Annotated in this window: 10 protein-coding genes; 7 read left to right on the forward strand and 3 right to left on the reverse strand. The window is 73.9% G+C overall.

The features are described from left to right. Nucleotides 1–295: 295 nt before the first annotated feature. From rsgA to ACFXB5_RS49180, 3 genes are all read right to left on the reverse strand, one after another. Nucleotides 296–1,303: a ribosome small subunit-dependent GTPase A gene (gene rsgA / locus ACFXB5_RS49170; protein ID WP_385221438.1), complete on the reverse strand. Its 1,008-nt coding sequence runs from the start codon at nt 1,301–1,303 to the stop codon at nt 296–298. 12 nt (nt 1,304–1,315) lie between these two features. Beyond that, on the reverse strand, nt 1,316–2,692 hold the full coding sequence (aroA, locus tag ACFXB5_RS49175) for a 3-phosphoshikimate 1-carboxyvinyltransferase (RefSeq protein ID WP_385221440.1): 1,377 nt from the start codon (nt 2,690–2,692) through the stop codon (nt 1,316–1,318). A gap of 150 nt (nt 2,693–2,842) precedes the next feature. Next, nucleotides 2,843–3,556 carry a M50 family metallopeptidase gene (locus ACFXB5_RS49180; RefSeq protein WP_385221443.1) on the reverse strand — a complete coding sequence of 238 codons (714 nt, stop codon included), beginning with the start codon at nt 3,554–3,556 and terminating at the stop codon, nt 2,843–2,845. A gap of 48 nt (nt 3,557–3,604) precedes the next feature. Here ACFXB5_RS49180 and ACFXB5_RS49185 point away from each other — a divergent pair, with 48 nt between their 5' ends. The 7 genes from ACFXB5_RS49185 (at nt 3,605) to ACFXB5_RS49215 (ending at nt 11,398) form a co-directional block, all read left to right on the forward strand. Next, nucleotides 3,605–4,423, forward strand: coding sequence for an SOS response-associated peptidase (locus tag ACFXB5_RS49185; protein WP_385221445.1), 819 nt, complete (start codon nt 3,605–3,607; stop codon nt 4,421–4,423). Then, a complete protein-coding gene (locus tag ACFXB5_RS49190; protein WP_385221448.1) occupies nt 4,423–5,091 on the forward strand; it encodes an alpha/beta family hydrolase in 669 nt (222 codons plus the stop codon). The genes ACFXB5_RS49185 and ACFXB5_RS49190 overlap by 1 nt, the downstream gene beginning before the upstream one ends. 409 nt (nt 5,092–5,500) lie before the next feature. After that, a complete protein-coding gene (locus ACFXB5_RS49195; protein ID WP_201855313.1) occupies nt 5,501–6,190 on the forward strand; it encodes a sigma-70 family RNA polymerase sigma factor in 690 nt (229 codons plus the stop codon). Continuing rightward, complete coding sequence (gene rsrA / locus ACFXB5_RS49200; RefSeq protein ID WP_385221451.1) at nt 6,187–6,516, forward strand: mycothiol system anti-sigma-R factor; 330 nt, start codon at nt 6,187–6,189, stop codon at nt 6,514–6,516. The genes ACFXB5_RS49195 and rsrA overlap by 4 nt, the downstream gene beginning before the upstream one ends. Nucleotides 6,517–6,755: 239 nt before the next feature. Continuing rightward, a complete protein-coding gene (locus ACFXB5_RS49205) occupies nt 6,756–8,210 on the forward strand; it encodes an HD-GYP domain-containing protein (RefSeq protein WP_385221454.1) in 1,455 nt (484 codons plus the stop codon). 695 nt (nt 8,211–8,905) lie between these two features. Continuing rightward, nucleotides 8,906–10,171, forward strand: a complete 1,266-nt coding sequence (locus tag ACFXB5_RS49210) for an HD-GYP domain-containing protein (protein ID WP_385221457.1) — start codon at nt 8,906–8,908, stop codon at nt 10,169–10,171. A 240-nt stretch (nt 10,172–10,411) separates the two neighbouring features. Further along, entirely contained in the window at nt 10,412–11,398 is a 987-nt protein-coding gene (locus ACFXB5_RS49215; protein WP_020868546.1) for a hypothetical protein, read from the forward strand. Nucleotides 11,399–11,538 lie beyond the last annotated feature (140 nt).

Consider the following 11,538-nt stretch of genomic DNA (forward strand, 5'->3'; position numbering starts at 1 on the left):
GGGGCTGGAAGGCGGGGCTCCGCCCCAGACCCCGCTCCTCAAACTCCCCCAGCTACCGCTGGGAGGTGCCCCCTGGAGGGGCTGGAAGGCGGGGCTTCGCCCCCCGGCCCCGGGGGCCAGGGGCGGAGCCCTGCCGCGCGGCCGCGCCGCATACGGAAAGATCCGCCGGTGGCTCCGCCGCGGCTGTGTCGATGTGCGGCTCCGCCGCATGGGCGCGACTGGCCACGACGGCGCCGCAGGCGATCGACGGCAGGTCAGGGCACTTCCACAGGTCAGGGCAGTTCCAGCGGAGCGCTTAGTCGCCCTCCCGCCGCTCGCGGGTGGCCAGCAGCCGCCGCAGGGAGTAGAGCCGGGCCGGTTCGGCGTGGCCGTCGGCCACCCACTGGTCCAGCGCGCAGTCCGGCTCGTCGTGGCTGCAGGCGCGCGGACAGCCTTCGGTGCCCGGCTCCAGGTCCGGGAAGGCGTGGATGACCCGCGACGGGTCCACGTGGTGCAGCCCGAAGGACCGCACGCCCGGGGTGTCGATCACCCACCCCTTGGCGTCCGGCAGGGGCAGCGCGAGCGCGGAGGTGGTGGTGTGGCGGCCGCGGCCGGTGACCGCGTTCACCCGGCCGGTGGCCCGCTGGCGGTCCGGGACCAGCGCGTTCACCAGCGTGGTCTTGCCCACGCCCGAGTGGCCGACGAAGACGGTGATCCGGTCCGTGAGCCGCTCCCGCACCTGGTCGGCGGCGTCGCCGTCGGCCAGTTCGTCGCGGCTGGTGACGACATAGGGGACGCCGAGCGGCTCATAGGTCTTCAGCATGTCGTCGGCGGGCGCCAGATCGGACTTGGTGAGGACGAGCAGCGGCTCCAGGCCCGCGTCGAAGGCCGCCACCAGGCACCGGTCGATCAGCCGCGGGCGCGGCTCGGGATCGGCCAGGGCGGTCACGATCGCGAGCTGGTCGGCGTTGGCGACCACCACCCGCTCGTACGGATCGTCGTCGTCGGCGGTCCGGCGCAGGACGGAGGAGCGCTCCTCGACCCGGACGATCCGGGCGAGCGTGTCCTTGTCGCCGGAGAGATCCCCGACGACCGCGACCCGGTCGCCGACCACGACGCCCTTACGGCCGAGTTCGCGGGCCTTCATGGCGGTGATGGTGCGGTCCTCGACCAGGACCGTGAGCCGGCCGCGGTCGATCGTCAGCACGAATCCCTCGGTGGCGTCCTCGTGTTTGGGGCGGATGTTGGTGCGCGGCCGGTTGCCCTTGCGGTTGGGGCGGATCCGAACGTCGTCCTCGTCGGTGTGCTTGCCGTAGCGGCGCATGAGTCCAGGCTCTCAGGATCTCCGCGCCGAGGTCGTCGTCGCGTCGAGCATGCCGGTCCACAGACCGGGGAAGTCGGGGAGGGTCTTGGCGGTGGTCGCCACGTTCTCGACCTGCACGCCGTCGACGGCCAGGCCGAGCACCGCGGCGGCGGTGGCCAGCCGGTGGTCCTCGTAGGTGTGGAAGATCCCGCCGTGCAGCGGGCGCGGGCGGATCCGCAGGCCGTCCTCGGTCTCGGTGACGTCGCCGCCCAGCTCGTTGATCTCCTTGGCGAGGGCGGCGAGCCGGTCGGTCTCGTGGAGCCGCAGATGCGCGATGCCGCGCAGCACCGACTCGGAGCCGGCCAGCGCCGCGACCGCCGCGATCACCGGGGTGAGCTCGCCGACCTCGTGCAGATCGGCGTCGATCCCGGTGATCCGGCCCGTTCCGGTGAAGGTCAGACCGGTGTCGGTGAGCTCGCAGGAACCGCCCATCTCGGTGAAGATCCGGCGCAGTTCGTCCCCGGGCTGGGTGGTGCGCTCCGGCCAGTCCGGGATCGTCACCCGGCCGCCGGTGACCAGGGCGGCGGCCAGGAACGGCGCCGCGTTGGACAGATCGGGCTCGACGACCAGGTCACGGCCGAGCAGCGCGCTCGGCGCCACCCGCCAGACGCCCCGCTCGCCGCCCGCCTCCGGGGTGTCCACCCGCGCGCCCGCCGCGCGCAGCATGTCCACGGTCATCCGGATGTGCGGCAGGGAGGGCAGCGCGGCGCCGGTGTGACGCACCTCGACGCCCTGGTTGAAGCGCGGCGCGGACAGCAGCAGCGCGCTCACGAACTGGGAGGACGACGAGGCGTCGACGCGGACCGGGCCGCCGTCCAGCGCCCCGCCGCCGTGCACGGTCATCGGCAGTGCGCCGCGGCCGTCGTCGTCGATGCGGGCGCCCAGGGCGCGCAGCGCGTCGATCACGCCGTGCAGCGGGCGCTCGTGGGAGCGGGGGTCGCCGTCGAAGTGGACGGGGCCGTCGGCCAGGGCGGCGACCGGCGGCAGGAAGCGCATCACGGTGCCGGCGTTGCCGACGTCGATGGTGGCCGGGCCGTGCAGCCCCGCCGGGATGACCCGCCAGGCCTCTCCGCCGCCGGAGGGGCCGCTGGAGCCGAGGGCGCCGTCGGACACCGTCTCCTCGATGCCGACGCCCATGGCGCGCAGGGCCGCGGCCATCAGGAGGGTGTCGCGGGAGCGGAGCGGGCGGCGCAGCCAGCCGGGTTCGGCGGCGAGCGCGGCCAGGATCAGACCGCGGTTGGTAACCGACTTGGATCCGGGCACGGTGACGGTCGCGTCGACCGCTCCGTCGGCGGTCGGAGCGGGCCAGAGGGCGGTGTGGTCGCCCGGGGAGGTCTCAATGCCGGTCATGGGTCTCACTTTAGTGGTTCGCCCGGAGTGCCAATCTTGATCGAAAGTGGCGAAACCCAGTCGAAACACGGCGCTGCTACAAGGCGTCCACGAGATGCCGACGGTGGCGCGCCGGGCGCTCGTACGGGGTCACGGTCCCAGCGGCCGGGGTCACAGCCCCAGCAGCCAGCGCCCTCCGGCGAGCAGCGAACACAGCGAGACCACGTGGAAGAGCAGCAGCCAGGCGCCGGCCGGAATGCCCGTCAGCCGGGCGAGCTGGTCGGGGTCGGAGTCGTACGCGCCGCCGTGACGGCGCTTGCGCTGGAGCTCGAAGGCCGGACGCACGCCCCCCAGGAGGAGGAACCACACCACGGCATACGCGAACCCGGCCTGGACGTCCGGCCCGGTCAGCCAGGAGACGAGGAAGAAGGCGGCCCCGCTGATGACGACCGTAAGGACGCCATAGGCGTTGCGGATCATCACCAGCATCGCGACCAGCAGCGCCGTCGTCCCCCACAGCAGCAAGGTGATGTGGTTCGCCGCCAGCAGCCAGGCGCCGCCGAGGCCCAGCAGGGAGGGGGCGGTGTAGCCGGACGCCGCGGTGAGGATCATGCCCAGGCCCGTGGGCTTGCCGCGCGAGACGGTCAGCCCGGAGGTGTCCGAGTGCAGCCGTATGCCGTCCAGCCGCCGCCCGCTGAGCAGGGCGACCACGGCGTGGCCGCCCTCGTGGGCGATGGTGATGGCGTTACGGGCTATGCGCCACGCCGTGCGGAAGACCACGACCGCGAACGCGATCACGCCGGTGGAGACGACCAGCCAGCTGGTGGGATCGGGCTGGGCGCCGGTCACCCGGTCCCACAGATCGGCGGCGTTCGTTGCGTCCATGTGCGGGCGGCTCCTCGCGTCGGTAGGGGTCGTGGCAGTGTGGCACCTATGTGCGGTCGATACGCAGCGAGCCGGAGGCCGGAGGATCTCGTCGGGCTCTTCGGTGTGGAGAAGTGGGAGCCGGAGGAGACTCTGGCGCCGGACTGGAACGTCGCGCCCACCAAGGACGTGTACGCGGTGCTCGAGCGTCCCGTTAAGGACGCCGCCGAGCCGTGTCCGGTTCGCCAGTTGAGGGCGTTGAAGTGGGGGCTGGTGCCGTCCTGGGCGAAGTCCCCCGAGGGCGGCGCCAAAATGATCAACGCACGGGCCGAGACCGTGCACGAGAAGCCGTCCTACCGGCGCCCGTTCGCCTCGCGGCGCTGCATCCTGCCCGCCGACGGCTACTACGAGTGGGTCACCGCGGCGGGGGAGCGGCAGCTGGAGGAGAAGGGCAAGCGGAAGCGGCCCCGCAAGCAGCCGTACTTCGTGACCCCGGTGGACGGCTCGGTGATGGCCATGGCCGGGCTGTACGAGTTCTGGCGGGACCGGACGCTGCCGGACGAGCACCCCCGGGCGTGGTGGGTCACCTGCACGGTGATCACCACCGAGGCGGACAAGGAGCCCTTCGGGGGCGCGGCCCGGGACGAGGGGCCGGGGTCGCTCGCCGAGATCCACCCGCGGATGCCGTTGGTCCTCACCGAGGACCGCTGGGCCTCCTGGCTGGACCCGGGCCGCACCGACCCCGACGACCTGCTGCCGCTGCTGGCACCGCCGCCCTCCGGGCTGCTGCGGGCCTACCCGGTGGCCACCGGGGTGAGTGATGTCCGTAACAACGGCCCCGAGCTGCTCGACGAGCTCGAGGCCCCGGAGGAGGGCACGCTGTTCTGATGGCCGCGAAGAAGACGGACGCACCTCAGGTCACCACCGAGATGGTGACGACCCCGGCCGGGGACGCCCGGATCACCTGGCACCACGCTCCTGGTGCCCACGCCCTGCTCGCCGCCAGCCATGGCGCGGGCGGGGGCATCGAGGCGCGGGACCTGCGCGCGCTGGCCGGGGCGCTCCCCGGGCTCGGGGTGAGCGTCGCGCTGGTCGAGCAGCCGTGGCGGGTGGCGGGCAAGAAGATCGCGCCCGCGCCCTCGACCCTGGACACCGGATGGCGTGCCGTATGGCCCGCGCTGGAGAAGGCCGGGCTGCCGATCGTGGCGGGCGGCCGCAGCGCCGGGGCGCGGGTGGCCTGCCGGACGGCGATGGAGCTGGGCGCGAAGGCCGTGCTGGCGCTGTCGTTCCCGCTGCACACGCCGGGCAAGCCGGAGCGGTCCCGAGCCGAGGAACTGCTGGCCACGGGCGTGCCGACGCTGATCGTCCAGGGCGGCCGGGACCCGTTCGGGCGACCGGAGGAGTTCCCGGAGCTGCCCGCGGCCATGGAGCTCGTGGAGGTGCCGTACGGCGATCATGTCTTCGGGCTGCCGAAGTCGGCGGACCTCGACGAGCCCGCGGCGCTCGCCCTGATCACCGGGGCCGTCACCGACTGGCTGCCGCGCGCCCTGGGCTGACCGCCGACCGCTGGCCGCCGACCGCCGACCGCCGACCGCTGGCCGCCGACCGCTGGCCGCCGACCAATGACCGGCAACGACCGGCGATGACCGCTGGCCGCCGCCCCCGCCCTGGACAAGGGCGCCGGGTGGGGGCGGGGCGGGGACGGGAATGCGATGGGAGGGATCCGTGTTGAACGGGCTGTCGGTACTCACCGTGTAAGAGGCACTGATACGCGGAATACGAGGAAAGGGAGTCCCCCGCATGGGTTCGCTTGCTTGCCCGGCCCGTCCACGCGCCGCTGACCTGGACTGGTCTCAGCTGCAGGCGGCGCAGGCCGTGAAGATCGAAGGGGCGGGCGCACCGGATCGTCGTCTATTCTCCGATTCGAGCGGGTCCACATCCGGACCCGACCCGAAGCTGGAGGAGGTGGGTCAGGTCACTGGGACCGACGCAGGTAACGACGGCGTGACCGAGGGAGAGCCGGTCGAGCGGTCGCAGGAGTCGTCCTCGGAGCGCAACGCGCGCTTCGAGCGGGACGCCCTTGCCTTCTTGGACCAGATGTACTCGGCCGCGCTGCGGATGACGCGTAACCCGGCCGACGCCGAGGACCTCGTGCAGGAGACCTACGCCAAGGCGTACGGGTCCTTCCACCAGTTCCGCGAGGGCACCAACCTCAAGGCGTGGCTGTACCGCATCCTGACCAATACCTTCATCAACTCGTACCGCAAGAAGCAGCGGGAGCCCCAGCGCAGTGCGGCCGAGGAGATCGAGGACTGGCAGCTCGCGCGCGCCGAGTCGCATATGTCGACCGGTCTGCGCTCCGCCGAGTCGCAGGCTCTCGACCACCTGCCCGACTCCGATGTCAAGGAGGCCCTCCAGGCCATCCCCGAGGAGTTCCGCATCGCGGTCTATCTCGCGGACGTCGAGGGCTTTGCCTACAAGGAGATCGCGGACATCATGGGTACACCCATCGGTACGGTGATGTCCCGGCTGCACCGTGGGCGCCGCCAGCTGCGCGGTCTGCTGGAGGACTACGCCCGTGGGCGCGGGCTGGTCCCGGCCGGCGCGGGCGCCGCGGCGGACGAGTCGCACGATCGGAAAGGCGCGGACTCATGAGCTGCGGAGAGCCGCATGAGACGGACTGCTCCGAGGTTCTCGACCACCTCTACGAGTTCCTCGATCACGAGATGCCGGACGGCGACTGCGCCAAGTTCGAGGTGCACTTCGACGAGTGCTCTCCGTGCCTGGAGAAGTACGGCCTCGAGAAGGCCGTGAAGAAGCTCGTCAAGCGGTGCTGCGGCCATGACGACGTGCCCACCGACCTCCGGTCGAAGGTCATGGGGCGGATCGAGCTGATCCGCTCCGGGCAGGCGGTGCCGGAGCGCGAGATCACGACGGAGACGAACGTGTCGAGCAACGCGCCGAGCAGCGCCCAGGAGTGACCCCGGGGCTCAGGCTCAAGTGATCCCTGGGCTCACGCCCCAGTGGATCCCCGGTCGAACGCCAATCGAGTTGGCGTGTTCTCATTCCCACCCTCGGTGATCAGATCATCACTCGAAGGGGTGTAATCGGACAGTCCCTCCGATCTCATACGCCCCGCCTCGTCCTAAGCTCCCCAACCACCTGACCCGCCCCGCCCGAGAGGGGCGGCGCAATGGACATGGATGGGGAGGAGGACACCGTGCGGGCACTTCCCCACGGGGCGCGCGCCTATGTCCTGTGTGCCGTGCTCGCCGGGGCGTACTGCGCCGCCCCGGCCGTACGGCCCGGAGCGGCCGTCCCCTGGGCCACGACCGCCCTGCTCGCCGCGGTTCACGCGGTCGGCTCCAGGGTCCGCGCCCGCTGGCCCGAATGGTGCAGCCCCGTCCTTCTGGCCGGGGCTTTTCTGCTGCCGCCCGCCGCCGCGGCGCTGGTCGCCGTGCCCGGTGCGCTGCTCGCCCGCGTCGAGCGGCCCCCGGCCGGGGCGCGGCGGGCCTGGCGGGCCGCACGGCTCTCGCTGGCCGTCTGGGCCGCCTCGTGCGCCTTCGCGGCCCTGGACGGCCCCGGGACCCTCAGCGCCCTCTGGGCCCTCGGCGACGGCGCCCAGGCATCCGCCGCGCAGGCGTCGTCCGGTACGCCCGGCTTTCCGTACGCCCTGGCCGCCGCCGTGACCGCCGCGCTCGTCCTGGGCCTGACCGCCACCGCCCTGGAGGGCGGGGTGCTGGTCACCGCCGAGCGGCAGTCCCCGCGCGCCGCCTGGCGGGGGCGGCTGCCCGGCGCCCTCGCCCCGTACCTGGTGCACGGGCCCGCCGGGCTGGCCATGGCGGTGCTGTGGCGCAGCCCTTACGGACCGGCGGCGGCCCTGCTGGTGCTCCTGCCGCTGTACGTCTGCGCCTGCGGCTTCGTGCTCTACCGCCGCGAGAGCGCCGCCCACCAGGCCACCATCCGGGCCCTCGTCCAGGCGGTCGACATCAAGGACCGCTACACCCGGGGCCACAGCGAGCGCGTCGGCCGCGCCTCCGCGATGATCGCCCGTGAGCTGGGCATGAGCGGCGACCGGCTGGAGGCGGTACGGATCGCGGGCATCCTCCACGACGTCGGCAAGCTGGGCGTGCCCACCCGGCTGCTGCGCAAAAACGGTCCGCTGACCCCCGATGAGCGCCGGGTGATCGAGCTCCACCCCGAGTACGGCGACGAGATGGTGCGCGGCATCGGCTTCCTGGGCGAGGCGCGGGCCGCGATCCTCCACCACCATGAGCGGCTGGACGGCAGCGGCTATCCGTACGGGCTCGCCGGGGCGCAGATCCCGGAGTTCGCCCGGGTGGTCGCGGTGGCGGACGCCTTCGACGCGATGACCTCGACGCGTACGTACCGCAGGGCCCGGCCGGTGCCCACCGCCGTGGAGGAGCTGCAGCGGTGCGCGGGCTCGCAGTTCGACCCCCGCATGGTGCGGGCCCTCACTCGCGCCCTGGACCGCCATGGCTGGCACGCGGCGGTCACCGCGGACGCCCCTGACGCCCCTGAGGAGCGCGGAAACGTCCCGGCAGACGCCCTCCCCGAGCCCGCCCCGCCCCTGGTGCGCGCGGCGGCCCCCGGCGCGCCGGACAACCCCGGCGGGCCCCACCCCGGCGCGGGCGGCCCCGGCGGTTGCCCATGAGCCCCACCGAGGACCCCACCACGCCCAGCACGAACGATTCCGCCCGGGCCTCCGGCCCGGCCCCCGGTCCGGCCGACCAGGGGCCCGGGGAAGCCCCGGACACCTCGGGCAGAGGCAGAGGCAGAGGCGGGACGGGGGCCCCGTCCCGCCCTGGCCCCGGTCGGGACCCTCGGCTTGCCTCCGGTCCGGTCGACGAGGGGTCGGGGGGATCCCCGGACGCTTCGGGCAGAGGCGGGACGGGCGCCCTGGACCGTTCTGGTTCCGGTCGGGGTCCCCGGCCTGTCTCCAGGCCAGCCGACGCGGGAGCCGGGGGATCCCCGGACACGTCGGGCAGAGGCGGGACGGGCGCCCTGGACCGTTCTGGTTCCGGTCGGGGTCCCCGGCCTGCCTCCGGGGCAGCCGACGCGAGGCCCGGGGGATCCCGGGACACCTCGGGCAGCGGCGAGCTCGGTGCCCCGGACCGTCATGGGCCGCGTGATCGGGACGAGAGCGCGGCTCAGTGGCCTGCCAGGGTGGCTCGCGCCGGCTTGGCAGGGGCTGCCCCCCGCCCCCTGAGCGCCCTCGCCCGGATCGCCGGGCGGCACGCTCGTGCCCTCCATCGCACCCGTCACCAACGGGCCGAGACCGTCGCCGCCCGTGAGGAGGGGCGGGAGCGCATATCCCGGGGCCGTTATGGCGGCCTTACGGTCGTCGCCGTGTATGGCGCGGCGGGGGCGCTCGCCGTAGCGGCGCTGGTGTGGACCGAGTGGCATGGGGTGCGGCAGGCGGAGGCGGCGCTGGCCTTCGGGGCGCTGATCGCCGTGGGGGAGGCGATCCGGTGCGTCGAGGCGCCGCCCGCGCTGCCCGGCGGCGGCGGGGGAGTGCCCGATCCGCGCGGTGAGCCCGCGCCCCTCGCCGCCGCCGGTGCGCTCGGATACGCCCTGCTCGGGCGGCTCGGCGGGGAGCCCGCCACTCACGGCGTCCTCCAGGTGGTCACCGTCGTCGTGGCCGCGTCGCTCGCCGGGCTGGTGGCGCCGCTCGCGCTCGGCTGTCCGGTCGACCCCGGCCACACCGCCCGCCGGGTGCTGACCGCCGCGTTCGCCGCCGTCTGCTTCCAACCGCTGCACCGCACCGGCCGTTTGGCCGATTGGCTCGGCCACGGCCCGTCCATGGTCGGCTATTTGCTCGCCCTGCTGGCCGTGACCGCCCTGTGCGACGCCGTCCTGGCCGCCGCCCTCGCCCGCGCCCGTACCGGCTGGCCTTACGGGCCGCTGCTCCGTGACGAGCTGCGGTCCCTGCCCGGCGTCGGGGCGGCGGTGTGCGCGACCGCGGCCGTGATGGCGCTCACCGTGGCCGTCGCCGGGCTGTGGCCGGTGCCGGTGCTGGCGGTGCCGCTGCTGCTGATCCAGTACTCCTACCGCCGCTACGCCGGGATACGGGCCACCTACCGCCAGACCATCGCCTCCCTGGCCCGGTCGACCGAGATAGCCGGGTACACCCCGACGGGCCACGCCCGCGAGGTGGCCGGGCTCAGCCGGGCCGTGGGGCGTGAGCTGGGCCTCTCCGAGCCCCGGCTGACCGTGCTGGAGTACGCGGCGCTGATGCACGACATCGGCCAGCTGTCGCTGGTGGACCCGGTGCCCGCGGGCGCCACCGAGCCGCTGCCCGCCACCGAGCAGCGCAAAATCGCGCTGCTCGGTGGCGCCGTGGTGCGCCAGACCGGGGTACCCGCCGAGGTGGCGCTGGTCGTGGAGCGCCAGGCTGACCCGTACCGCGAGCAGCCGCTCGCCGCGCGTATCGTGCGCGCGGTGAACGCGTACACCGAGCTGGTGAGCGGGCCCGCGGCCGAGGGAGCGGCCGGGGCGGCAGCGCTGCGCGCCCTGGAACGGCTGCGGCTGGCCACGGCGCGCGACTTCGACCCGGCCGTCGTCGAGGCGCTCGCCACGGTGCTGTCGCGCGGGGTTTACGGCCGCCCCCGGTGAGAACTGATAACTCGCCGGTAATGAGCGGGGCTCCCGAGGGGCATGGTTGGATGCGAGGAGAGGGGTGCCAGGCCAGATGGCCGGTGGCAAGGAGGTGTGGTGGGCGTCGCATCCCGGCCGCAGCGTGAGGGGTCGGGCTGAGATGTCCGCGAATGTGTGGCAGGTTGTCTTCAAGGGAGGGCGACGCCGTCCGCGAAGGCATCTGGTACGGGACGACTTCGATACCGGCAGGCGGGAATCGTGAAGATCTTCGGCAAGGTACGGCACCGGCCGTCCGCCTCATGGCGGCAGGCCACGGACCGTGCGTTCACGCTCATCGGCGACGGCCGGTACGAGGACGCGGGAGCGCTGCTGACCCGCGCCGCCGACCTGGAGCCGTGGCTGTCGGAGTCCTGGTTCAACCTGGCGCTGCTGCACAAGTTCCGGCACGACTGGGAGCAGGCGCGCGCCGCGGGGCTGCGGGCGGTCGCGCTGCTGGACCGCGAGACGGGCGCTCCGGACTGGTGGAACGTGGGGATCGCGGCCACCGCGCTGCAGGACTGGCCGCTGGCCCGCCGCGCCTGGCAGGCGTACGGGCTGAAGGTGCCCGGAGAGGCGTCCGCGTCCGGTGAGCCGCTCGGCATGGAGCTGGGCAGCGCGGCGGTGCGGCTGTCCCCGGAGGGCGAGGCCGAGGTCGTCTGGGGCCGCCGGCTGGACCCGGCCCGGATCGAGGTGCTGTCCATCCCGCTGCCGTCGTCCGGGCGGCGCTGGGGCGAGGTGGTGCTGCACGACGGCGTGCCCCACGGTGAGCGGGTGACCTCCGCGGGCCCCGCGTACCCGGTCTTCGACGAGATCGAGCTGTGGGCGCCGTCCCCGGTGCCGACCTGGGTAGTGCTGCTGGAGGCGGCCACCGAGGCCGACCGGGACGCCCTGGAGCGGCTCGCGGCGGACGCGGGCTTCGCGGCCGAGGACTGGTCGTCGTCGGTGCGGCTGCTGTGCCGTTCCTGCTCGGAGAGCCGGATGCCCAGCGACGAGGGCGAGGGCGAGCATCTGGACCCGCATGACCACAGCGAACCGGGGCACCCCGGGCCGCTGGGCCACCGTATGGCGGGCTCGGGCTCGCTGTGGGTTCCCGAGCGCGAATGCGGGATCGCGGCGCCTGGGGGGCTGGTGCGGGGGCTGCTGGACGGCTGGGTCGCGGACAGCCCGGATACGCGTGAGTGGCGGGACCTGGAAGAGGTCTGCTGACCGCCTGGCGGCTGGCGGCTGCCCTGCCTGGGGTCATGGGGGTGTCCGGCGCGGATCGTGGCGCCTGCGGCGGGCTTGTCCCCTCCCCGCCCCTTCCCGAAACTGGGGCTTCGCCCCAGACCCCGTATCGGGGCTTTGCC

Source organism: Streptomyces sp. NPDC059455 (assembly GCF_042750115.1).
Taxonomy (GTDB): Bacteria; Actinomycetota; Actinomycetes; order Streptomycetales; family Streptomycetaceae; genus Streptomyces; species Streptomyces endocoffeicus.